Raw genomic sequence first — 22,867 nt, 5'->3', positions numbered from 1 at the left:
TGAACAATAGAATTCTGTTCTGATATTTTGTATAGTCATTCTATTACCAGAATGAGGCGAGGAACAGAATGGCAAAGGCCCTGGCGGGTATCCGCATACTGGATCTGACGAATGTCCTGGCAGGGCCGTTCTGCGCTTATCAGTTCGCGCTGCTCGGCGCCGACGTCATCAAGGTCGAGGTGCCGGGGTCGGGGGATCTGGCGCGCCAGCTGGGCGCCGACGCCGAGCTGAACAGCCGCTGCATGGGGGCGTCCTTTCTGGCTCAGAACGGCGGAAAGCGCTCCATCACCCTGAACCTGAAATCCGCAGCCGGCCGGGACGTCCTGCGTCGGCTGGTCGAATCCGCGGATGCCCTGATCGAGAACTTCCGTCCTGGCGTGATGGACCGTCTGGGCGTCGGCTACGATGCTCTCAAGAAGGTCAATCCCAGACTCGTCTACTGTGCGATCTCCGGATTCGGCCAGGGAGGGCCGATGCGCCATGCGCCCGCGTACGACCAGATCGTCCAGGGGCTGTCGGGGGTGATGAGCATCACCGGCACCGAAGACTCGGCGCCGCTGCGGGTGGGCTATCCGATGGCCGATACGATTGGCGGAATCACCGCGGCATTCGCGGTAGCCAGCGCCCTGGTACGGCAGCAGCGCACCGGCGAGGGCGATTTCATCGACGTGTCCATGCTGGATTCCACCATTGTCACGATGGGGTGGGTCGTTTCCAATTACCTGATCGCGGGCGTGGCCCCGCGCCCCATGGGAAACGAAAATTTCACCGCCGTGCCCTCTGGCACTTTCCGGACGGGTGATGGCCCGCTGAATATCGCCGCCAACAAGCAGGAGCAGTTCGAAGCGCTGATGGATGCGATCGGCCGGCCCGAACTGAAGGCCGATCCACGGTTCGCCGGACGCGAGAGCCGCAAGCAGAACCGGGCCGCGCTGACAGTCGAGATCGAACAGGCCCTGAGCCGGAAATCGGCCCGCGATTGGGAGACCGTCCTTTCCGGGATCGGCGTCCCCTCCGGGCGGGTCCTGAGCGTGCCGGATGCGCTCGATCATCCGCAGATCATCGAACGGGCGCTGCTCCGGCAGTTCGACGACGTGCCGGGTGTAGGCAGGCCGATCAAACTGGCCCGGGCGGGATTCAAGATGGCCGGGGGCAGCCCCGACGTCGAAGCACCGCCGCCGGTGCTGGGCCAGCATACGGATCTGATTCTGGCGGATCTGGGCTATACGCAAGCCGAGATCGCCAGGATGCATGATGAACATGTGGTATAGAAAGAGGGGGATGGGGATCATGACGGCACAGCGCGACGATCGTTTGGACCAGGCCAGCCAGTGGTGGTCCACCAGCATCATCGACATTCATCCCGGCGAGATCCGCATTCGCGGGCATGCGATCCAGGATCTGATCGGCCGGATCTCCTTTCCGGAAATGATCTGGCTCATGCTGCGGGGCGAGTTGCCGGGTAAGGCCCAGGCGGCGCTGCTCGAAGCGGCTCTGGTCTCTTCGGTGGATCATGGTCCACACGCGCCGTCCATCGCGATCTCGCGCATGGCGATCAGTTGCGGCGTGGGCCTGAACGGCGCCATGGGATCGGCGGTCAACGTCCTGGGTGACATCCACGGCGGCGCGGGCCAGCAGTGCATGGAGATCTACCAGGACAGCCGCGCGCGGGGCGGACGTGGCGAGCCGCAACCGGTTCAAGCCGCACTGGACGCGTATCGGGCCGAACACGGCAAGATCGTGCCCGGCTTCGGACATCGTTTCCATCCACGCGATCCGCGGGCCAAACGACTGTTGGCCCTGGTCGACGAGGCGGTGTCCCAGGGGGTCGTTTCGGGGGAATTCGCCCGGATCGGGCGCCAGGTCGAGGTCGTTCTGGAACAGGAAAAAGGCCGCCACATTCCCATGAATATCGATGGTGCGACCGCAGTGATCTATTCCGAGCTGGGATTTGCGCCGGAACTGGGGCGGGGGATTTTCATCCTGTCGCGTTCGGTCGGCATCCTGGCCCATGCCTGGGAACAGATGCGCGAGGGACGACGGATCAAGGGGCCGATGCCGCCCTCCATCCCGTACGCCTACACCGGTCCGGCCCGCGCCGAACTTCCCGAATGAACACTCAGGAGACAAGTCTCATGCAAGAACTCATTTCCCGGCAGTTGGTCCGCTACCTCGAGGAACGAGGGGTCGAGCACGTCTTTGGCCTGTGCGGTCATACGAACATCGCTGTGTTGACGGAACTGGGCAAAAGCTCCATCCGCTTCGTCAATACGCGTCATGAGCAGATTGCCGCTCATGCGGCGGATGGCTACGCGCGGATGACCAGAAAGGCCTCGGTGGTCCTCAGCCATCTTGGCCCCGGTCTGACGAATGCCGCGACCGGCGTCGCAAACGCCTCGCTCGACTCCATTCCCATGGTCGTGATCGCCGGCGACATCCCCAGCCATTACTACGGCAAACATCCGCACCAGGAAATCAATCTGCATGCCGATGCCGCGCAGTGGGAGGTCTACCGCCCCTTCGTGAAACGAGCCTGGCGCGTCGAGCGTCCGGACCTGTTTCCCGAAATCATCGAGAAGGCCTTTCAACTGGCCGAAAGCGGCCGTCCGGGACCGGTGCTGGTCTCCGTGCCCATGGACATTTTTTCCAAGGAAATCGATACCGCGCTGTTCGATCGCCTGCGTCCGCACACCCGGCGCCTGGAGAAGCCCTCCCTGGATGAGAACGTCGCGCGACGCATCATCCAGACCCTGATCGATGCGCGCCAGCCCGTGATTTACGCGGGCGGGGGCGTCATGCTGGCCGACGCGGCGCGCGAACTGGAGGATCTGGTCGACCATCTGGGGATCCCGGTCGCCCACTCCCTCATGGGCAAGGGCGTGCTGCGCGACGATCATGACCTGACATTGGGCATGACGGGATTCTGGGGCACGCAGTTCGTCAACGACATGTGCCGCACCGCGGATGTGGTGATCGGTCTGGGCACGCGTTTCGCCGAGGCGGATTGCAGTTCCTGGGACAACCGCTATACCTTCAGCTTTCCCCCGACGCGTCTGATCCACATCGACATTGACCCGAGCGAGATCGGCCGGAACTATCCGGCCGAGATCGGCGCGGTTGCGGATCTTCGTCAGGCGCTGGTCGCACTAAACCGGGTCGCCCGGGAGATGCTGCCGGAAGCGCGCCGCAACGAGGCGATGCGCGGGCGGATCGCCCAATATCGCAAGGAATTCGCCGCCGGCAACCAGGCGCTCATCCATGAGCGCCGCTATCCCATGCAGCCTGAGCGCATTCTCGCCGAGGTGCGCGAGGTGCTGCCGCGCGACGCCATCATCACGACCGACGTGGGCTGGAACAAGAACGGCGTGGGGCAGCAGTTCCCCGTTTACGTGCCCGGCAGCATCCTGACACCCGGCGGCTACGCCACGATGGGCTTCGGCGCGCCCGGTGCCCTGGGCGCCAAGCTGGCCTGCCCGGACCGCGTGGTGGTGTCCCTGGTCGGGGACGGTGGCTTCGGCCAGAATCCCGCCCTTCTGGCGACCGCGGTCGAAGAAAACATTCCGGTGGTGTGGGTTGTGATGAACAACTGCGCTTTTGGCACAATTGCGGGATTGCAGAAGGCCCACTACGGCACGACTACCGGCACGGTATTCGCCAAGGACGGCAAGCCCTACACGCCGGACTATGCTGCGGTGGCTCGGGCCTATGGCGCGGAAGCCGAGCGCGTCGAATCGGCCGCCCAGTTCAAGGGGGCGCTCGAACGCGCGATCGGCAGCGGGCGGCCGTTCGTGCTGGACGTCGCCATGCGCAACAGCCCGGTGCCCACTTCGGGATTCTGGAATATTCTGGACATTTATTCGCCAGGAGGAAACGTGTCACACGTAGTCGTGGATTGACGACATCTATTTCATTTATAAAACAAATCGAGCTCCAGTCTCGGAGTTTCGTCCAAGGAGACAATATGCAGGCGCACATTTTCAAGAAGTACGCCCTGGCTGCCGCGCTGGGCGCGGCAGCGGTGGGTTTCGCGGTGCCGTCCGTCGCGGCCGACACCGTGAAGATCGCTGAAATCATGGAGCTGACCGGTCCGGGCACGACGTCCGGCACCAACTTCAAGGACGGCGTGAATCTGGCCGTCAAGGAAATCAACGCCGCTGGCGGCATCCTGGGGCGCCAGATCGAGACGACGGTGGTGGACACGCAGTCGAACCCGGGCATTGCCAAGGGCCTGGTGCAGAAGGCGGTCGACAATGACGTCTTCGCCGTGTTCGGTCCGGTGTTCACCGGTTCGATCATGGTGAGCATGGCTGTGACCGAGGACGCGAAAGTCCCCAACTTCGTGGGCGGCGAGGGCGCGGCAATCACCCAGCAGGGCAACAAGTATGTGTTCCGCACCAGCCTGACGCAGACCGATGCGATGCCCAAGGTCGCGCGCTATCTCGATGGCCGCAAGGACGTGAACACGCTGGCCGTGCTGTTCGTGAACAACGACTTCGGCAAGGGGGGGCGCGATGCCATCCTCAAGGCGCTCAAGAGCACCCACGTCAAGGTCGTCGAAGACATCTCCACGGCTTCCGGCCAGGTGGATTTCAGCTCGGCCGTGGTGAAGCTCAAGCAGAGCCATGCCGACGCACTGTTTTCCTACACGAACGAAGAAGAGTCCGCCCGCCTGCTGCGCGAGCTGAAAAAGCAGGGTTGGGACAAGCCCATCATCGGGGAGACGACCATCGCCGGCCAGAAGGTGATCGAACTGGCCGGGCCAGCCGCCAATGGCGCGATCGCGCACGTCGGCCTGACCGTGGGTGCGCCGGTCCCCGGCATGGAAAAGTTCGGCAAGGACTTCCATGCGGCCAATGGCTATGCGCCCGATCACAATGGCATCAAGGGTTACACGGGCGTGTACATGCTCAAGGCCGCCATCGAGAAAGTCGGCAAATTCGACCGCCAGGCCGTTGCCGCCGCGTTGCACGGCATGCACATTTCGGCCAAGGAGCACCCGGGCGTGCTGATGGACGTCACGATCGACGGTAAGGGCGACCTGGACCGCGAGAGCTTCCTCGTCCAGGTGGTGGACGGCAAGCAGAAAGTCATCGGCGTGCTGCCGCCGTTGTCCCACAAGTAAGACGCTGTCCGTCCGGCGTCCGTCACTGCGCAGTGGGGGACGCCGGGGGTTCCAAGATGCGCATATGACCGACGGGCGGTAGCCAACATGGTTGATTTTTTTCAAGTAGTCATTTCGGGGATGGCAACGGGGTCTATCTATGCCCTGGCGGCATTGGGATTCACCTTGTTGTGGCAAGCCTCGGGCACGATCAACTTCGCCACGGGCGAGTTCGTGATGCTGCCCGCGTTTTCGATGCTGGCCTTCATGTCGCTGGGCGCTCCCCTGATCCTCAGCTTCTTTCTGACCCTGGCGGTCGCGACGCTCGTGCTGGGGTGGGGCTTCAAGCGCACGATTGTGGACCCGATGCGCAAGTTCGGCGTCATGCCGCTGGTGGTGGCGACGATCGGCCTCTCCCTGATCATGCGCAGCGGGACGCAGATCGCGTTCGGCGCGCAGGCGCTGCCGTTTCCGAACATCTTCGGCTACGAGGTGTTCGATTTCGCCGGGGTCAAGGTTTCGGCCAGCGACCTGGGCACGCTGGTGGTGGCCATGGTCGTCGTGTTCGGTCTGCAGGTGTTTCTGCAACGGACCGTCACGGGCCGGGCCATGCAGGCCGTAGCGCAGAACACCGAATCGGCCGAGGTGCTGGGGATCAACGTCAGCCGGATGACCTTCTACACCTTCGCGATCAACGCCATTCTTGCCAGCCTGGCCGCCCTGCTGGTCACGCCGCTGTACCTGGCCAAGTTCGACATGGGCATCTCCCTGGGGTTGAAGGCCTTTCTGGCCGCGATCATTGGCGGATTCAACAATTCCCGCGGCGCGCTGCTGGGCGGCATCATCATCGGCGTGAGCGAGAACCTCGCCGGCACCTATGTGTCTTCCTCCTACCGGGACGGGGTGGCGCTGGCCCTGTTCCTGCTGGTGATCCTGTTCAAACCCAACGGTCTCCTGGGGCTGCCCACCGAGCGCAAGGTCTGAGGAGGCCGACATGAAAAAAATCCATCTGATCCTGGTGGCCGTCAGTGTGGTCGCATTGATCGTCGCGCCACATTTTTTCAAGACCTACGGCGTCTACATGCTGACGTATTGGCTGGTCTATGTCGTGGCGAACCTGGGCCTGAACCTGATCGTCGGCTATGCGGGCCTGAAAGCCCTCGGTCACGCCGCCTTCTTCGGCATCGGCGCCTATACATCCGCCATCCTCATGCAGGCGGGCGTGAACTTCTGGCTGGCGCTGCCGGTGGCCATGGTGCTGTGCTTCGCGCTCGGTTTGCTGGTGGGCTTTCCCGCGCTGCGCGTGCAGATGCATTATCTCGCCTTCGCCACCTTGGGACTGAACGAGATCATCACCCTCATCCTGCGCAACGAGGAATGGCTCACCGGTGGCACCTTCGGGATTTCCAACATCGCGCGGCCCAGCCTGTTCGGCTATGCCCTCAAGGGCGCGATCCCGTATTACTACTTCGTGCTAGTGTTCGCGCTCATCGCATTCGCCCTGTCGTGGTGGCTGATCCGGTCACCCTGGGGCAAGGCATTCACGGCGCTGCGCGACAATCCGATCCGCGCCGAGAGCCTGGGTGTGAATATCCAGCGCTACACGCTCGTCGCCTTTGCCGTCGGCGGGGTCTATGCGGGCGTGGCCGGGGTGCTGTTCGCCTCGCTCGTGCAGTTCATCGATCCGGCGCCCTTCGACGTGCAGATCTCCATTCTGATGTTCCTGATGGTGATCCTCGGGGGGCCGGGCTATCTGCTGGGACCGGTGCTTGGTTCCTTCATCGGCGTGTTCGCGCCGGAGTGGCTGCGCTTCACCGATGGCTGGTATCTGTTGTTGTTCGGCGCCGTGATCGTGGTGTTGATGGTCTGGCTGCCGGGCGGGCTGCTGTCCCTACGCCGGGCGTTGAGTGCCCGCTGCGAGGCCAGGGCGCACGAGGCGGCGCGTGTCACGGCGGCGACTCAAAGGAGATGCGCATGAATCCGATCCTGAGCGTCAAGGAACTCCGGAAGTCCTATGGAGCGATCCAGGCCGTGCGCGGAGTGTCCTTCGAGGTCATGCCGGGCGAAATCTTCGGCGTGATCGGGCCCAACGGCTCGGGCAAGACCACAATGTTCAACAGCATGCTGGGACAGATCCGGCCGGACGATGGCCAGGTTTTCCTGGATGGCCGGGGGATCACCGGCCTGAATCCTCAGCAGCTCAGCATGCAGGGCGTGGGACGCACGTTCCAGACCCTGCAGGTGTTCGGCAACATGACGGTGCGCGACAACCTGATCGTGGCGGCGCAGGAACACAAGGGCTCCATGCTGAGCCGGCTGTTCGCGCCGACCGATTCGGGATTGGGGGCCAAGGCCGACGAGCTGATGGAATTCTTCAACATCACCCACGTCAAGGACAAGCTTGCGGGCTCGCTCAGCTACGGCCAGCAGAAGCTGGTCGACATCGCCATGGCGTTCATGAGCGACCCGGCGCTCGTCCTTCTGGATGAACCCTGCGCGGGGGTCAACCCGCGGCTCGTGGGCGGCATCTCGAGAATGCTGAAGGAATTGAACCAGAAGCGCAGCAGTTCGTTCGTCGTGATCGAGCACAACATGGACTTCGTCATGGACCTCTGCCATCGCATCCTGGTGATGGTCGAAGGCGAGGTGATGATGGTGGGCACGCCCGCCGAGGTCCGGTCCAACAAGCGCGTGCTCGACGCCTACCTGGGGAGCTGAAAGAAATGTCCGAAATTGCGATTGAATTTCAGGGGGTCGTGGCGGGCTACAAGGACCTCATGATCCTGAACGAGCTGTCCATCAAGGCGCGCAAGGGGGCCATCACCCTGCTACTGGGGCCCAATGGGGCCGGCAAGTCCACCGTGCTGAAGACCCTGTTCGGCCTGCTGAAGGTGCGCCAGGGCCGGATTCTGCTGCATGGTCAGGACATCACGAACGCGGGCGCCCGCTCGCTGCTGGCACGCGGGATCGCCTTCGTGCCCCAGGGGCGCAATCTGTTCGGCCAGCTGACGGTTTTCCAGAACCTCGAACTGGGCGGTATCACGCTGGGCATGAAGACGACCCATGAACGCATCCCGGAGGTCCTGGACCGTTTCCCCAGGCTCAAGGAACGTCTTCATTCCCAGGCGTCCACCTTGTCGGGCGGCGAGCAGAAGCAGCTCGAAATCGGTCGGGCCTTGCTGCTGCGCCCCAGCGTGTTGCTGATCGACGAGCCTTCGATTGGTTTGTCGCCGCAGATCATTGCAGGCGTGTTCGATCTGTTGCGCCAGCTCGTGTCGCAGGGCATGACCGTGCTGATGGTGGAACAGAACGTCAACAGTGCGCTGAAGATCTCGGATGACGCGATCGCGCTGGCCTCGGGGACTTGCGTCCTGCACAAGCCGGCGGCGGAGCTGCTGCTCGATCCCCATATCGAACGGTTGTTCCTGGGGGCCGGGCTGCCGGCGGAGACGCAGCCGGCCGCGGTCTGAGTCAGGCCAGCATGTAGCGCAGGATCATGTCGATCACGTTGCGGCGCCGCTGGGCATAGGTTTCCGGCGCGGTCATGTCGCGTTTGAAGATCAGCGAGAACGTGTGCTGGTTCGCGACATTGAAGAAGCACAGCGCGCTGATGGACGCATGCAGGTCGATCGGGTCCAGGCCCTTGCGGAACACGCCCTGTTCGCAGCCGCGCGCGTAGATCTCGCGGATGCCGGTGATGGCGGGAATGTTCAGTTCCTTGATCGACGCCGATTGAGCCAGGTATTGACCATGGAGCATGTTCTCGTTCATCACCAGGCGCACGAAGTCCGGATTGCTGGATTGGTAGTCGAAGGTGAAGCCGACCAGCGTGCGTACGGCCTCCGTCGGCGACATGCTTTCGAGGCGCAGGGTGCCTTCGATCTGGCGGATGTCGTGATAGGACTTCTCCAGCGCGGCCAGATACAGCCCCTGCTTGTTCTTGAAATAGTAGTAGATCATCCGCTTGCTGGTGGCTGTCCGGGCCGCGATCTCGTCGATGCGGGCGCCCGCCAGACCATTCCGGGAAAATTCACGGATGGCCACCTCGAGGATGTCCCGGCGGGTGGCTGCTGGATCGTTGCTGCGGCTGCGGGTAGGGGTTTTGGCGGTCATGATGTCGGGTTCGTCGTGGCGGGGTGTGTCGGAGCCTGGGGATCGCCGAACAGGGCCATGCAGGATTGGCGCAGCCAGCGGTTTCCCGGATCCTGGTGGAAGCGGGCGTGCCAGTGCTGCTTCACGCTGAAGGGCGCGATCGGAAAGGGGCAGGCGTGCAGGTGGATGGTCTTGCGGCTGGACAGGGTCTCGCCCGTCTGGCGCGGCACGGTCACGAGGAGGTCGCTTGTTTCGAGCACAGCCGAAAGACCCAGGAAACCGGGCAGCTCGAGCACGACCTCGCGTGTGAGGCGGGCACGCCGGAGGGCGTTTTCCAGCAGCTCGTGGCCTGTTCCGGATGCGATTTCGATGTGCCCCTCCCGCCGATAGTCCGCCAGATCCAGGGCGGCGCGGATGCGGGGGTGGCCGGCCCGGGCGAGACAGACCCAGTCCTGGGTGAACAGGGTCTGCTGATAGAAGCCCGCGCCCAGCCCCGGAATCAGGCCCAGGGCCAGGTCGGCGGCACCGGATTGCAGGCGCTCGGCGAGGGTGCTGTCGATGGGGCCCGCCTTGAGGCCGCAGGCGGTAGCCGTGCGGCGCAAGTGGCCCAGCAGGTGGGGAAGCAGATTGACGTGGCTGGCGTCGCTCATGGCGACGCAGAATCGGCGTTCCGATCGCATCGGATCGAAGTCGGGGGCGGCCCCGCCGATCTGTCGCAGGGCGTCAAGCGTCTCGCGCACCAGGCCGATCAGCGCCTCTGCGCGCGGCGTCGGGCTCATGCCCCCGGAGGTGCGGACGAACAGCGGATCGCCCAACTGTTCCCGCAACTGGGCCAGCCAGATGCTGATGGTGGGTTGGCTGAGGCCCAGCAGCTGCGCCACCGCGGTGACGCTGCCTTGGGCATAGAGGGCGTCGAACAGCCTCAGGAGCTTGGTTTCCGGCAGCCGTTCGAGCAGGGGATCCGGCATAGTATTGAAATAGACAATGTATTGAATTTGGATTATTGCATTTAATTTAGATTGTCTCCTGCCTAGAATGATGGCCATGGACTGTATTGGCACAAGGAGTCGCGTCTCATGAGGATCTGCATACTGGGGGCGGGGGCGCTGGGATGCGCCATCGGTGCGGGTCTGGCCGAGGGCGGCGCCGATGTGACGCTGCTCAACCGCAATACCGCCCACGTCGATGCCATCAATGCCGAGGGTCTGCGGCTGCGCGACCACGGTGGCGAACGCCGGGTGCGCATCAGGGCGGCACTCTCGGCGGCGCGGGTCGGTCCGGTGGATCTGGTCATTGTGCTGGTGAAGTCCTTCCATACGCGCGAAGCGATGGAACAGGCCGGGCCGCTGCTGGCGCCGCGCACGCTGGTGCTGTCCCTGCAAAACGGCCTGGGCCACGAGGACGTCCTGGCCGAATATGTGGGGCGTGGCCGCGTACTGGCCGGCAAGACCTATGTTGGCGGCACGCTGCTGGGCCCGGGCCACATCATCTCGGGTGTGCGGGGCAAGGAAACCGTGATCGGCGAACTCGACGGCCGCGTCACCGACCGTGTGCGCGTGGTCGCCCGCGAGTTCGAGCGCGCCGGCATGCTGATCGAGGTCAGCGACAACATCATGGGCACGATCTGGGACAAGCTGCTGATCAATGTGGCCACCGGGGCAGTCAGCGCCATCACGCGCATGCCCTACGGGCCCTTGTTCGAGATCGGGCCCCTGGAAGCTGTGGGCGTGGCGGCGGTGCGTGAGGCAATGGAAATCGCCCATGCCTGCGGTGTGCGTCTGTCCATCACCGATCCTGTCGAGGCCTGGCGCAAGGCGGGTGCCGGCCTGCCGGCCGATTTCCGCGCCTCGATGCTGCAGAGTCTCGACAAGGGGAGTGTGACCGAGATCGATTACATCAATGGCGCCGTGGTCGAGCGTGGCTTGGGGCTCGGCATCGCGGCACCGGTCAATGCCACCCTGGCCGCCTGCGTGAAGGGACTCGAAGCCATGCTGGGCAAGACCGCGCCGGCATGCCAGCCCGGCGTCGATCATGTCGCCGTGCGGGTGGCGGATATCGGCTGGCACATCCGTTTCTTCCAGGAAGTTTTGGACATGCCGGTGCGCGAGGTCGATGGCTCGCGCGAAGCACCCCGTCAGGTCTGGTTGCAAGGCGGAATCCAGCTCATCGATACGCCCGGCGTAGCCGCCGAAGACGCCCGGACCCGGCCCTGGATCGCTCACGTCGCGATCCGCGTGCGGGATCTGGAAACGGCGCTCGCGAGGGCTGCGGATTGGGCTGTGACCGTCCTGCCGCAGGGGCCGAACTGGTTGCGCACGCCCGACGGCATCGCGCTCGAATTGTTGGATTGTTGAAGGGGATCGCGCTGTGAGAGAACTCTATTTCGACGAGGTCGAGGTCGGCGTGCGAGGCGTCTCGCCCATGCTGACCGTGACCGAGGCCCACATCAACACATTTGCCGATCTGACCGGAGATCACACCCCTGTCCATACCGACGAGGCTTATGCCCGCACGACACCTTTCGGCACGCGCGTGGCCCACGGCCTGCTCGGCCTGTCCCTGACCGACGGCCTCAAGAGCCAGTCCGACCTGCGTTTCGTGCCTGGCATGTCACTGGGATGGACCTGGGATTTCGTTGGCCCGATCAAGATCGACGACATCGTGCAGGTGCGCTTCCACGTGTCCAGCGCCCGGCTGTCGCGCAGCCGGCCGGGCTGGGGCATTTTGGTGCTGCCCTCCGAACTGCGCAATCAGCATGGCGAGGTCGTGCAGCGCGGTGAACACCGGCTCATGATCCCCTGCGGCCCCGATTTCACGCATTGACCAAAAGAGGCTCCACATGACGATGCAAGCACGCCCCCTGGAAGGCATCCGGGTCATCGACTACAGCCATTTCCTGGCCGGCCCCTATCTGTCGCGCTGTCTGGCCGCCCTGGGGGCCGAGGTCATCAAGGTCGAACGTCCCACAGAAGGCGACGCCGGGCGGCATCACCCCTACTTCATCAAAGGCCAGAGCGGCTACTTCCTGCAGCAGAACATGGGCAAGAAGGGGCTGTGCGTGAATCTGAAGGATGCGCGCGGCCAGGAACTGATGCGGAAACTCGTGGCGACCGCGGATGTCTTCGTTGAAAATTATCGTCCGGGCGCCCTGACCCGCCTGGGGCTGGGCTACGAGAATCTGTCGAAGACCAACCCCGGCCTGGTCTATTGCTCGGTGTCCGCGTATGGCCACACCGGCCCGGAATCCCACCGGGCCGGCTTCGGGCTGATCGCCGAGGCCAAGAGCGGCATCATGGCCATGGTCGGCATGCCGGGAGAGGCGCCACCCTTGCTGCGCATTGCATTGGGCGACATGTACACGGGCATCCACGGCGTGGCCGCCATCAACGCCGCGCTGCTGGGGCGCGTGAAATCCGGCCTCGGGCAGCATATCGATCTGTCCCTGTATGACTGCCTAGTCTCCATGCATGAGTACGCGGCGCAATGCTATACCCTGTCGGGCGGGACCGTCGTTCCCAGGCAGACGGGCCACGACCTGCCGGATTCGACGCTCTATGGGGTCTTCACCGCCACGGACGGCTACCTGGTCATCGCGGCGCAGGTGGATGCCGCCTGGAAGCGTCTGGCGCCGCTGGTGGGCGGAGAGGCCTTCGCGGCCGACACCCGTTTCCATTCGGCGGCCGGCCGCAACGAACATCGCCTGGACATCCTTCCGGTGGTGCGGGCGTGGACCGAGGTCCGCACGGTGGCCGAGTGTCTGGCTGCGCTGGACGCCGTCGACGTGCCGTGCGCCAAGGTGCAGGATATCCAGGACGTGCTCAATGATCCGCAGATCCAGGCGCGCGGCATGCTGGTGCGCCAGCATCACCCGATTCTGGGCGACGTGGAGCTGCTGAATACGCCGTTCCGGTTTTCGGGCTGCGACACCACTATCCACGAAGCGGCGCCCCTCATGGGTCAGCACAACCGGTGGATCGCGGAGGAACTGGGTTACGAGTCTGGAGACATCGATGCCATGATGCGGGACGGTGTGCTGTACCAGGAAGCCGCCGTCGCTGGCCGGGAGACCTGAGGCGGTGCGCCCGCGCGGCGGCCATGCCGGAAAGACGAGGGGCGCCGTGAGGCGCCCCTTTCGATGTGCCCGGCTTCCGTCCGGGACGTGGTTCGGATTCAGTCCTACTTCGCCTTTGCGGCGGATACGGCCGCGCGCAGGGCGAGCAGATAGCTGTCCACCCCGAAACCGCAGATCTGGCCCAGCGCGATTTCTGCAAAGACGGACTTGTGGCGGAATTCTTCGCGGGCGTGGATGTTGGACATGTGCAGTTCGACGATGGGCACCGTCAGGATCGCCAGGGCATCGCGCAGGCCATAGCTGTAGTGCGTCCAGGCGCCGGCGTTGATCAGGACGGCGTCCACACCGTCCTGATAGGCCTGGTGGATCCGTTCGCACATCGCGCCTTCGCAGTTGGTCTGATAGCTGTCGATCGTGACGCCCAGCTCCTTGGCCAGGCCGGCCAGTTGCGCGTCGATCTGCTCCAGCGTGATCGTCCCGTATTGTTTGGGGTCGCGCTTGCCGAACATATTGTGGTTGATGCCATGCAACATGAGGATTTTCATACGACGCTTCCTGTCTTGAGTTGTGGTCTGGATCAGAGGGCTGGCGCGGGCCGGGGGGCGGCCCGCGCCGGACGCGATTAAGAAGGATGGCGGACCTTGTCGATTTCCGCGTACATCGACTTGACGGTGTCTTCGCCGACTTCCTGGGTATATTTTTCGACCACCGGTTTGACCATGGCGCGCATCTTGTCCAGATCCGCGGGCGAAAGTTCGGTGACCTGCATGCCGTGCTTCTTCAGAGTGGCCAGGGCCGTGGTGGCGGCATCGCGCGAGACCTGGCGCTGATAGGCCGCCGCTTCGGTGGCGGCATCCTGAATCAGCTTTTGCTCGTCCGGATTGAGTTTATCCCAGAATTTCTTGCTGATGAGCACGGACTGTGGGTTGTAGATGTGACGCGTGATGGCGAGGTTTTTCTGCACTTCGTCGAGCTTGGCGTTCAGGATGACGGTGAAGGGGTTTTCCTGGCCGTCGACGGCGCCTTGCTCCAGTGCGTTGTAGACCTCGGGCCAGGCTAGGGGCGTGGGGTTGGCGCCCAGCGCCTTGAAGACATCCACGTAGATCGGGGACTGGATCACGCGCAATTTGAGGCCCGCGATGTCCTCGGGCTTGGTGATGGGGTGCTTGCCGTTGGTGATGTTGCGAAAGCCCAGGTCGAAGTACGCCAGGCCCACCAGGCCCTTGTCCTGCAGTTTCTGGTGCAGCGCCTGGCCGAAGGGGCCGGTGATCAGCGCGTCGACTTCCTTGTCGTTGTTGAACAGGAAGGGGAAGTCGAAGGCTGCGAAGTCCTTGATCTGCGCCTGCAGAATGCCGGAATTCAGCACGGTCATCTCGATCGTGCCACCCTGCAGGGACGACACGGTTTCCAGATCGCCGCCCAGCACGCCGCCCGGGAACAGGCGGACGCGGATCTTGTTGCCGGACTTCTGGGCCACCAGGTCGGCGAACTTCTGCATGCCCATGACCTGCGGGTGGCCCTTATTGTTCTGTGAGGCGAACTTGATGGAATGCTCGCGGATGTCGGCCGCGTGAGCGGGCGCCAGCGACGAGAGGCCCAGGGCCACGAGGGTGGATAGTACGAGACGGCGTTTCATGGTTTTCTCCTTTGGAGGTGAGCTAGTAGAGCCATTTGGCGGGTACCAGGACCAGGTCGGGAAACAGGATCAGCAGAGCCAGGATGGCAAGCTGGGCGAGCAGAAAGGGGAAGGCGCCGCGCACCGTGTCGTCCATGCTCAGGCGGCCGACGCCGGCCACGGTGTTTAGCACGGTTCCGACCGGTGGCGTAATGAGGCCGATGGCGGTATTGATGATGAACATGACGCCGAAATACACCGGGTCGATGCCGGCTGCCTTGATGGCCGGCATCAGGATGGGGGTCAGGATGAGGATGGTCGGCGTCATGTCCATGGACGTGCCGACCAGGACGATCAGGGCCATGGTGACGAGCATCAGCAGGAATGGCTGGTCGATCAGCGGCTCGAGCAGGTCAATGACCATGTCCGGAAGACCGGCGACGGTGATCAGCCAGGCGCTGACCATGGCGGCCGCCACGAGCAGCATGATGATCGCGGACACCTTCGCCGAGTTGAAGAAGACCTGATAGAGACTGCTCAACGTCATTTCACGGTAGATGACCGTCGAGACGAACAGCGCGTACACCGCGGCCACCACAGCGGCCTCGGTGGGAGTGAAGACCCCGAAGCGCAGCCCCACGACGATGATCACCGGCATGCCCAGCGCCCAGATGCTTTCGCGCGCGGCCCGCAGGATGTCTTGACGGTTCTTGCGGGGCAGTGGCTTGACGTCTTCCTTGCGGACGACGTAAGCCCAGGTCATCCAGAGCGCCGTGCCCATCATCAGGCCGGGGAAGATGCCGGCCAGGAACAGCTTGGAAATCGAGACGTTGGCCGCGACGCCGAAAATGATCAGTCCGATGCTGGGTGGAATCACCGGGGCGATGATGCCGGCCGAGGCGATCAGTCCGGCCGAGCGCCGGCGGTCGTGGCCCGCCGCCGTCATCATGGGCAGCAGCAGGGCCGTCATCGCCGCGGCATCGGCGACGGCCGACCCGGACAGTGCCGCCATCACGCAGGCGGTGATGATGGTGACGTAGCCCAGGCCACCCTTGACGTGGCCCACCAGGGCCAGCGCGAAGTCGACGATGCGCCGGGATAGGCCGCCCACGGTCATGATCTCGCCGGCCAGCATGAAGAAGGGTACTGCCAGCAGGGGAAAACTGTTAGCGCCGTTGATCAGGTTCTGCGCCAGGATCTGCGGATCGAACATGTCCAGCTGCCACATCAGGGCGGTGCCGGAGATGAGCAGCGCGAAGGCGATGGGAATGCCGATCGCCATGGCGCCCAGGAGGGCTCCCAGGAAGGTCGTCAGGATCATGCGTCTTCTCCGGTGCCGTCCACGAAGCGGTCCACGGTTTCCATGGATCCGGTGGCGATTCTGTACAGGTCGCCCAGCAGGATCAGCGCGCCCGCGGCGCTGAAGACGACCCCGCTGGCGTAGAACCAGGCCATTGACATGCCCGTGATGGGGGCTGCCACGGACAGATTGATCTGCGTCTGGGTCAGGGCGCCCGAGAACACCAGCCAGCAGATGTACAGCATCGCCAGGCGCCCGGCGAACAGGCTGAGGCGGCGGATCGAGGGCGGGAAGCGGCGGACGATGAAATTCGAGCCCAGGTGGCCGTTCTCGTGCATGGCGATGATGCTGCCCAGGAACGTGACCCAGATGAACAGCGAGCGGGAGACTTCCTCCGACAGGATGATTCCCGAGTTGAAGCCGTAGCGCAGGACGACGTTGCCGAAGACCAGGGCGACCATGACCACCATCATGGCGACCAGTAGCAAGCCCAGGAACTTCGTGAATGGATCGAGGAGATTATTCATGATGTGTTCGTTTTGTCATGAGTAGGGGATTCATCCGCCCAGTGAGGCCTGGGCCCGTTGCCGCAGCACGTCGGCCACGTGCGCCGTCATGCGCCGCGCATCCGCCGTCAGGCCGCCCGTATACAGTTCGAAGGCCCGGGCCGCCTGGTGCACGACCATGCCCAATCCGTCGATCGTGTGGCAGCCCTTTTCGCGCGCGATGTGCAGCAATTCCGTCTCCAGCGGGAAATAAATGATTTCGGAGAACCAGTGGCGCGTTTCCAGCAGTGCCGGCGGGATCGGTGTGCCGGGATGCTTGCGCATGCCCACCGGCGTCGCGTTGATCAGACCGTCGGCCTGGCGCATGGCCTGAGCGGCGTCGGTGCCGACCTGGATCGGGATGCCGGGGAAGCGCGTCCGCAGCGACCGGACCAGGTGTTCGGCGCGTTCGGCCGCCTGATCGAACAGTATCAGGCTGCGGGCGCCGAGGCGAAGAATGGCGTCGGCCACCGCGGCGCCGGCCCCGCCCGCGCCCAGCTGAACCACGTGACCCGGTTCACGGGTACCCAGCTTTTCGCGCAGGCTTTGCGAGAACCCGTAGTGGTCGGTGTTGTGGCCGATGCGCAGGCCGTTGCGCAGGACGACGGTGTTGACTGCGCCGAGGACGCGCGCCTCGTCGGACAGTTCGTCCAGATGAGGGATTACGGCCTGTTTGCAGGGGTGGGTGATGTTCAGGCCAGCGAAGCCGAAACGTTCGGCGGCGGTAAGCAGTTCAGGCAGGTGTTCGGCGGTCAGGCCGAGCTCGTCCAGATCGATCCGCTGGTAGATGCAGAGGATGCCGTGCTGGGCGGCCTCGTTCTCATAGAGCGTCGGGCTGAGGGATTCGCCAATGCCCTCGCCGATCAGGCCAAGCAGCAAAGCGGGAGTTTCGGATTTGGGGCGCATGCGGGGTCATTCCGTGTGTTATGTACCGTTTAGTACATATTAGGTATGAATAGAATAGAATCCTGTTTCATGTGACGTCAAACAAAATTCCCTAGGGACTTACCCGAGCTTGTGATATTCTGCGTAATAGAATACGATTCTGTCAGAAAGAACCATAGTTGATGGCTGACCGACCATGACTCAAAAACTCAAGATCGCCGTGCTGGGCGCTGGTCTTATCGGGCGTCAGCATATCCGGCGCCTTCAGTCCAGTGCCTCGTGCGCCCTTTCCGCAGTGGTTGATCCCGCCCCAGCCGCTCAGGCAGTGGCCGCCGATGCGGGCGTCCCTTGTTTTAAGAGTCTGACGCAGTTGTTCGAGACGGCCCGACCGGACGGCGTCATCATCGGCACGCCCAATGCCATGCACGTTGATCAGGCGCTGGAATGCCTGGCCGCCGGGATCCCCGCGCTCATCGAAAAGCCCGTGGCCCACATCCTGGAAGACGGCGAACGGCTCCTCCACGCCGTCGAGCGGTCCGCTGTCCCGTTCCTGGTCGGTCATCACCGGGCGCATAGCCCCATCATGGCGCTGGCGCGCGGTGTCGTGCGCGAAGGCCGCCTGGGCAAGGTGGTGGCCGTCATGGGCAGCGCCATGTTCTGCAAGCCAGATAAATACTTCACCGAGGCGCCCTGGCGAACCCAGCCGGGCGGTGGCCCGGTTCTGCTGAATATGATCCATGAAATCGACAATCTGCGCGCCCTGTGCGGCGAGATCGTCGAGGTCCAGGCCATAGCCTCGAATGCCGCTCGCGGCTTCCCGGTCGAGGACACCGTCGCGCTCGGCCTGCGATTCCAGGGCGGCGCGCTGGGAACCTTCCTGTTGTCCGATACCGCTGCGTCACCGCGCAGCTGGGAACAGACCTCCCAGGAAAACGAGGCCTACAGCACGTATCCCGACGAGGATTGCTACGTGCTGGCGGGTACGGTCGGGTCCCTGTCCATCCCGACCATGCGTCTGCGGTTCTATGAAAACGATGCGGACCGTTCCTGGTGGAAGCCGTTCCGCACGCAGGTCCTGGAACTGCGGCGGGCCGATCCTCTGGCCCGCCAGATCGAGCATTTCGCCGCCGTGATCCGGGGCCGGGTCCGGCCGCTGGTCGGCGTGCGCGACGGGGTGCAGAACCTGCGCGTCGTCGAAGCTATTCGCCAGGCCTCCGCCAGCGGCCGGTCCGTCAGCATTCCGCTGCCCGTCTGAGATTCCCGACCTTTTGATCCAAAGAGTAGATACCATCATGTCTCTTCCCCATTACGATCACTTCATCAACGGCGCCTATGCGCCCCCGGCCCGCGGCGACTATTTCGATACCGACAATCCCTACACCGGCCAGGCCTGGGCCCGTATCGCCCGGGGCGATGCCCAGGACGTGAATGCCGCCGTGCTGGCGGCGAAGACGGCCTTCGAAGGCCCCTGGGGCGGGCTGACCGCGACGCGGCGCGGCCAGTTGCTGCGCCGCCTGGCCGATCTCATCATCGAGCAGGCGCCGCGCCTGGCGGAAGTCGAGCAGCGCGACAACGGCAAGCTGTCGTCCGAGGTCGTGGCGCAGGTGCGCTACATGGGGGATTATTTCCACTATTACGCGGGCTTGGCAGACAAGGTTGAAAGCAAGGTCATCCCTACGGACAAACAGGGTGTGTTCACCTACACCCGCTACGAGGCCAAGGGCGTGGTGGCAATCATCACCCCCTGGAATTCACCTCTGACGCTGACCAGCTGGAAGCTTGCTCCGGCCCTGGCCGCCGGTTGCACCGCCGTGATCAAGCCTTCCGAATTCACGTCGGCTTCGATGCTGGAATTCGCCGCGTTGTTTGAAAAGGCCGGTTTTCCGCCGGGGGTGGTCAATGTCGTGACCGGCTTCGGTCCCGAGGTCGGGGAACCGCTGGTTGCGCATCCCGACGTGGCCCACGTCGGATTCACCGGCGGTGAACTGGCCGGCAAGCGCATCTATGAAGCGGCGGCGCGCCATCTGAAAACCGTCACGCTGGAACTGGGAGGCAAATCGCCCAACATCATTTTCGACGACGCGGATCTGGATCAGGCAGTCAAGGGCGTGGTGTCCGGTGTCTTCGCCGCTTCCGGCCAGAGTTGCCAGGCGGGCTCGCGCGTGCTGGTACAGGAAAATATCCACGACGAACTGGTGCGACGGCTGGTCGATTTCGTCAGCCAGGCCAAGTTGGGCGATCCGACCTTGCCGGATACGCAGATCGGCCCGATCGCGACCCGGCCTCAGTTCGAGAAGATCCTCGATTACATCCAGATCGCGCGCGACGAGGGCGCCCGCTGCGTGATGGGCGGCAAGGCCCGTGGCGATCTGGGGGCTGGTCAGTTTGTCGAGCCCACGATTTTCACGGGCGTGAACAATCGCATGCGGATCGCCCAGGAAGAGGTTTTCGGTCCTGTGGTGTGCATCATTCCTTTCAAGGACGAGGACGACGCCATCCGCATCGGCAACGACATTCTGTATGGCCTGGCCGGCGCTGTCTGGACGCGCAGCTTGCATAGAGCGATGTATGTGACCGAACGCCTGAAAGCCGGGACGGTCTGGGTGAACAACTATCGCGCCACCAGTTTCACGACGCCATTTGGTGGCTATAAACGTTCGGGCATCGGGCGCGAGTCGGGTTCGGACGCCATCCACGAATACCTGAACACCAAGAGCGTCTGGATCTCCACGGATTTGGACGTTCCCAATCCGTTCATCCGGCGCTAAGTCCGGCGGATCGGCAGGCGGCGGCGCAGTATCTGCTGGTGCACCCAGGCCATCGATCGCGCCCCCAGCGCGGCCACAGCCCGCGCCGGAAGCTGGCGGTAGTCCTCGTTGGCAACCTGCAGACTGTAGTCCCCGTCGTAATCCATCCGGTCCAGATGCCGCACGAACGCCGCGACCTGGTCGGAGAATACGCCGCTGCCGGGAAACACCGGCATTGGGTCGGTGTCGTGACGCCGGAGTTCTTGGAAGGCCGGCGAGCTGAAATCCGCCAGTTGAACCAGCATGATCTTGTCCGGCGCGATTTCATCCAAAGAATCCAGCGAGTGGCCGCTGGCGATGAAATTGAAGGCATCGAGCACCAGCCCCAGATTGGCATGGCGGGCGCGGATGACCAGATCCCATGCGCCCTGGTCATCCGAGATGCCGCCGCCCCACGGGATGGCCTTGAAGCCGATGCGCACCCCGGTCGGTACCGCCAGGTTTGCGAGCTTGCGCAGGTCGTGTACGGCCTGCTGGCGGGCATCCTGTTCGTGCGAAATATCGGCGCGGGCGGAAACGACCAGCAACGGCGCCCCGACGTCGATACAGACGTCCAGCAGGGCCTTGGCGATATCCAGTTTGTATTCGTGCGCCGGTCCGCTCATGCCCTCGTAGTTGCTCATCAGCTGCAGCCCTGTGACTTCCAGCCGGCTGTCGCGCACCAGGCGAAGCGCTGCTTCGTAGCCCCGGGGGTGATCGGCCAGATCCCGGGCCCACAGCATTACCTGGGAAAACCCGGCGGCCTCAGCGGCCGCCAGGCGTTCTTCCAGGGGGCCCGCCATGCAGGCCAGATCGATGCTGAAGCGTTCCCGGTTCAAGGCGCCGCCTCAGCGCCATCCTGGCGGGGGGCCACGTGGCGCACCAGTTCGAATGTCACGTCATAAGACATGGCGGCCGTGATGGCGCCGTGGGCATCCGTGTGGATGAAGGCATTGTCCTGGAAGGGGACACCCCGCGCGGCGAGGGCGCGCACGGCTTCAAGGACGTCCGGCGCGCCGAAGGCCAGCCTGGCGAACTGCTCATACCATTCAGTGTCGTACAGAGCGTCGCCCATCGGTTCGACCAATTGCAGGTAGAAACCGCCGCAGGGGCTGGCCAGAATGGTGCCGTGCGGAAGAATGCCGAAATGGGTTGCTGTGGGCAGTGCCTTGAAACCGAATAGCTGGCCATAGAAGTCGATCCATTCGGCGCTGCGCCCGAGGCCGACGTATTGCACCAGACCGAAGAAATGCAGGCCGGGGATGATGGGGGCCACCTGACGCTGGGCGCCCAGGTAAACGAAATCGACGTCGTAGATGGGAAACAGCCGGCGGTGATCGACCAGATAAACGATCGTGTCCCCGACGCCGTGGATGCCGGGGATGTTCAATTCCATTGCGCCCGCCCGGGTGGGAATGGGCCATGCGCCCCATTGAAGGCAGCGGTCGTAGGCCCGGCTGGCGTCATCGACCCGCAGGGCCAGGGCGCTGATCTGATGGTCTTCATCGTCCCGAGACATGCCGCTCAGGGTGGTCGGGTCGGCGTTGACGATGATGTTCATGTCGCCCTGCCGGTACAGGAACACCTGGCGAGAACAATGCCGGGCTAGCAGCTGGAATCCGATCCGGGTCAGCACGGCCCCCAGTTCCTCGGGGCGGCTGGAGGCGAACTCCACGAATTCGATCCCACGGATTGCCAGCGGATTGGCCTCGGTGTCGGGGGCCTGGGAGGTCATGCCGCGGGTCCCGCGCCGTCATCGGGCCAGCGGCCGCCCAAGGCCTGGGTCAGGTCGGCGGCGTGGTGTTTCAGGATGGGGATGATCTGGGCGACCTTTTCGTCGCTGAAGCGGTATTTCGGACCGGAGGTGGACACGACGCCGGCGAGTTTCTGGCCGATGCCGAACACCGGACAGGCGACGGCGCCGATCTCGGGATCGCGTTCGCCCAGGGAAATCGAATAAAGAGACTGTCGGATCCGGTCGTATTTCTCGCCGGTCTCGCCAGCGAATGCGCGCATGACGTGACCCGAGGCGCCTACCCCCAGCGGCAGTGCGTCCCCCTCGTGGACGGAGTCCCGTACGGAGCGCGGCGCATCGACCCGGTGCAGACAGATCCGGGCGTTGTTGTCCTGAATGAAGAAAGACGCGCCTTCCTGGAGTTCGTCCACGATCTTGCGTAGCACCGGCACGACGATGTCCGCGCTGCGGAAATGCCGCTGATAGAGCGACCCCAGATACAGGGGTTTGGGGCCGAGCCGGTAGGTGCCGTCTTCCAGGCGGCGCAGATAGCCGAACTTTTCCAGGGATTCCGCCAGCCGCAGTGTCGTGCTTTTGTAGAATCCCGAGCGTTTCGAGATATCGGTCAGGGTCAGGCTTTCCCCCCCTTCCATGAATACATCCAGTATGGTCAGTGCGCGATCCACTGCAGCAACGCCTTCACGGGTCATGGCCAGTCGCCCTCTTGAGGTTCGGA

At 63.8% G+C, this 22,867-nt stretch carries 23 protein-coding genes and 1 pseudogene; 14 read left to right on the top strand and 10 right to left on the bottom strand.

Annotation, left to right across the window (positions count from 1 at the left end):
* Positions 1–68: 68 nt before the first annotated feature.
* From ABCV34_RS11615 to ABCV34_RS11580, 8 genes are all read left to right on the top strand, one after another.
* On the top strand, positions 69–1,271 hold the full coding sequence (locus ABCV34_RS11615) for a CoA transferase (RefSeq protein WP_345796376.1): 1,203 nt from the start codon (positions 69–71) through the stop codon (positions 1,269–1,271).
* Positions 1,272–1,290: 19 nt separating this feature from the next.
* Positions 1,291–2,115 carry a citryl-CoA lyase gene (locus ABCV34_RS11610; RefSeq protein ID WP_345796375.1) on the top strand — a complete coding sequence of 275 codons (825 nt, stop codon included), beginning with the start codon at positions 1,291–1,293 and terminating at the stop codon, positions 2,113–2,115.
* Between the two features lie 20 nt (positions 2,116–2,135).
* A complete protein-coding gene (locus ABCV34_RS11605; protein ID WP_345796374.1) occupies positions 2,136–3,896 on the top strand; it encodes a thiamine pyrophosphate-binding protein in 1,761 nt (586 codons plus the stop codon).
* A gap of 65 nt (positions 3,897–3,961) precedes the next feature.
* Complete coding sequence (locus tag ABCV34_RS11600) at positions 3,962–5,122, top strand: ABC transporter substrate-binding protein (RefSeq protein ID WP_345796373.1); 1,161 nt, start codon at positions 3,962–3,964, stop codon at positions 5,120–5,122.
* 87 nt (positions 5,123–5,209) lie between these two features.
* Positions 5,210–6,085 (top strand): branched-chain amino acid ABC transporter permease, encoded by an 876-nt coding sequence (locus tag ABCV34_RS11595; protein ID WP_345796372.1) that lies wholly within the window; start codon positions 5,210–5,212, stop codon positions 6,083–6,085.
* Between the two features lie 10 nt (positions 6,086–6,095).
* Entirely contained in the window at positions 6,096–7,079 is a 984-nt protein-coding gene (locus ABCV34_RS11590) for a branched-chain amino acid ABC transporter permease (protein ID WP_345796371.1), read from the top strand.
* Positions 7,076–7,819 carry an ABC transporter ATP-binding protein gene (locus ABCV34_RS11585; RefSeq protein ID WP_345796370.1) on the top strand — a complete coding sequence of 248 codons (744 nt, stop codon included), beginning with the start codon at positions 7,076–7,078 and terminating at the stop codon, positions 7,817–7,819. The genes ABCV34_RS11590 and ABCV34_RS11585 overlap by 4 nt, the downstream gene beginning before the upstream one ends.
* Positions 7,820–7,824: 5 nt before the next feature.
* Complete coding sequence (locus ABCV34_RS11580; protein WP_345796369.1) at positions 7,825–8,571, top strand: ABC transporter ATP-binding protein; 747 nt, start codon at positions 7,825–7,827, stop codon at positions 8,569–8,571.
* Between the two features lies 1 nt (position 8,572).
* Here the strand turns inward: ABCV34_RS11580 and ABCV34_RS11575 are convergent, their stop codons facing one another.
* Both ABCV34_RS11575 and ABCV34_RS11570 read right to left on the bottom strand, forming a co-directional pair.
* Complete coding sequence (locus tag ABCV34_RS11575; RefSeq protein ID WP_345796368.1) at positions 8,573–9,214, bottom strand: TetR/AcrR family transcriptional regulator; 642 nt, start codon at positions 9,212–9,214, stop codon at positions 8,573–8,575.
* The gene (locus tag ABCV34_RS11570) at positions 9,211–10,161 is read right to left on the bottom strand and encodes a LysR family transcriptional regulator (RefSeq protein ID WP_345796367.1); all 951 of its coding nucleotides are present in this window, start codon (positions 10,159–10,161) and stop codon (positions 9,211–9,213) included. Before ABCV34_RS11570 ends, ABCV34_RS11575 begins: the two co-directional genes overlap by 4 nt.
* A gap of 108 nt (positions 10,162–10,269) precedes the next feature.
* On the opposite strand from ABCV34_RS11570, the pseudogene ABCV34_RS11565 reads away from it, so the two are divergent.
* The 4 genes and pseudogenes from ABCV34_RS11565 to ABCV34_RS11550 all read left to right on the top strand — a co-directional run.
* Positions 10,270–11,178, top strand: a pseudogene (locus ABCV34_RS11565) (ketopantoate reductase family protein); the annotation flags it as partial.
* A gap of 3 nt (positions 11,179–11,181) precedes the next feature.
* Positions 11,182–11,547, top strand: a complete 366-nt coding sequence (locus tag ABCV34_RS11560) for a VOC family protein (protein ID WP_345798775.1) — start codon at positions 11,182–11,184, stop codon at positions 11,545–11,547.
* Positions 11,548–11,614: 67 nt separating this feature from the next.
* Positions 11,615–12,016, top strand: coding sequence for a MaoC family dehydratase (locus ABCV34_RS11555; protein WP_345798774.1), 402 nt, complete (start codon positions 11,615–11,617; stop codon positions 12,014–12,016).
* Between the two features lie 22 nt (positions 12,017–12,038).
* Complete coding sequence (locus ABCV34_RS11550; protein WP_345798773.1) at positions 12,039–13,265, top strand: CoA transferase; 1,227 nt, start codon at positions 12,039–12,041, stop codon at positions 13,263–13,265.
* A 104-nt stretch (positions 13,266–13,369) separates the two neighbouring features.
* On the opposite strand, the gene aroQ is transcribed toward ABCV34_RS11550, so the two are convergent.
* The 5 genes from aroQ to ABCV34_RS11525 form a co-directional block, all read right to left on the bottom strand.
* Positions 13,370–13,810 carry a type II 3-dehydroquinate dehydratase gene (aroQ, locus tag ABCV34_RS11545; protein ID WP_345796366.1) on the bottom strand — a complete coding sequence of 147 codons (441 nt, stop codon included), beginning with the start codon at positions 13,808–13,810 and terminating at the stop codon, positions 13,370–13,372.
* Between the two features lie 77 nt (positions 13,811–13,887).
* Positions 13,888–14,901 (bottom strand): TRAP transporter substrate-binding protein, encoded by a 1,014-nt coding sequence (locus ABCV34_RS11540; protein WP_345796365.1) that lies wholly within the window; start codon positions 14,899–14,901, stop codon positions 13,888–13,890.
* Between the two features lie 22 nt (positions 14,902–14,923).
* Positions 14,924–16,201 (bottom strand): TRAP transporter large permease subunit, encoded by a 1,278-nt coding sequence (locus ABCV34_RS11535; protein ID WP_345796363.1) that lies wholly within the window; start codon positions 16,199–16,201, stop codon positions 14,924–14,926.
* Complete coding sequence (locus tag ABCV34_RS11530) at positions 16,198–16,707, bottom strand: TRAP transporter small permease (RefSeq protein WP_345796361.1); 510 nt, start codon at positions 16,705–16,707, stop codon at positions 16,198–16,200. The genes ABCV34_RS11535 and ABCV34_RS11530 overlap by 4 nt, the downstream gene beginning before the upstream one ends.
* 30 nt (positions 16,708–16,737) lie before the next feature.
* A complete protein-coding gene (locus ABCV34_RS11525; protein ID WP_345796360.1) occupies positions 16,738–17,631 on the bottom strand; it encodes a shikimate dehydrogenase in 894 nt (297 codons plus the stop codon).
* A gap of 175 nt (positions 17,632–17,806) precedes the next feature.
* On the opposite strand from ABCV34_RS11525, the gene ABCV34_RS11520 reads away from it, so the two are divergent.
* A complete protein-coding gene (locus ABCV34_RS11520) occupies positions 17,807–18,865 on the top strand; it encodes a Gfo/Idh/MocA family oxidoreductase (protein ID WP_345796359.1) in 1,059 nt (352 codons plus the stop codon).
* Positions 18,866–18,902: 37 nt separating this feature from the next.
* Positions 18,903–20,378, top strand: a complete 1,476-nt coding sequence (locus ABCV34_RS11515) for an aldehyde dehydrogenase (RefSeq protein ID WP_345796358.1) — start codon at positions 18,903–18,905, stop codon at positions 20,376–20,378.
* On the opposite strand, the gene ABCV34_RS11510 is transcribed toward ABCV34_RS11515, so the two are convergent.
* From ABCV34_RS11510 to ABCV34_RS11500, 3 genes are read right to left on the bottom strand one after another with little or no spacing between them, the layout of a single operon-like run.
* Positions 20,375–21,235, bottom strand: a complete 861-nt coding sequence (locus tag ABCV34_RS11510; RefSeq protein WP_345796357.1) for a sugar phosphate isomerase/epimerase family protein — start codon at positions 21,233–21,235, stop codon at positions 20,375–20,377. The genes ABCV34_RS11515 and ABCV34_RS11510 overlap by 4 nt on opposite strands.
* Positions 21,232–22,131, bottom strand: coding sequence for a VOC family protein (locus tag ABCV34_RS11505; protein ID WP_345796356.1), 900 nt, complete (start codon positions 22,129–22,131; stop codon positions 21,232–21,234). The genes ABCV34_RS11510 and ABCV34_RS11505 overlap by 4 nt, the downstream gene beginning before the upstream one ends.
* On the bottom strand, positions 22,128–22,841 hold the full coding sequence (locus ABCV34_RS11500; RefSeq protein WP_345796355.1) for an IclR family transcriptional regulator: 714 nt from the start codon (positions 22,839–22,841) through the stop codon (positions 22,128–22,130). The genes ABCV34_RS11505 and ABCV34_RS11500 overlap by 4 nt, the downstream gene beginning before the upstream one ends.
* Positions 22,842–22,867: the final 26 nt, after the last annotated feature.

Source organism: Castellaniella sp. MT123, from assembly GCF_039614765.1.
Lineage (GTDB): Bacteria > Pseudomonadota > Gammaproteobacteria > Burkholderiales > Burkholderiaceae_B > Castellaniella.
Note: the sequence above shows the minus strand (reverse complement) of the source record. Positions and strands in the feature narration are given on the sequence as shown.